Raw genomic sequence first — 259 nt, forward strand, 5'->3', positions numbered from 1 at the left:
AATACTTATGACCAGTATATGCACCTGAGTATTGTGTTTTATAGTTTGTTGCATACTCAACGTGAGCAGTTAACGATTGCATAAATGTTTGTAATGCGCCTTGCTTACTACTTCTTTGATACGAGCCGATAAGAAATAATAACGTTATCGCAGCTACGATGGGACCAACAACTCCTCCCATATAGCTACCGAAAGCGCCCCAATCAACTTGTTTCTCCGAGAAGCTTGCCTCGTGATGAGAAAAATAGAATAAAAAAGG

General features: G+C 39.8%; 1 protein-coding gene. It reads right to left on the reverse strand.

The genetic code is table 11. The annotated features are described in order from the left end of the window. Nucleotides 1–259, reverse strand: a 259-nt coding sequence (locus B4920_RS30140; RefSeq protein ID WP_216820085.1) for a hypothetical protein, incomplete at both ends; no start/stop codon positions are given.

The sequence above is a fragment of the Zoogloea sp. LCSB751 genome, from assembly GCF_002028455.1.
Classification (GTDB): domain Bacteria; phylum Pseudomonadota; class Gammaproteobacteria; order Burkholderiales; family Rhodocyclaceae; genus Zoogloea.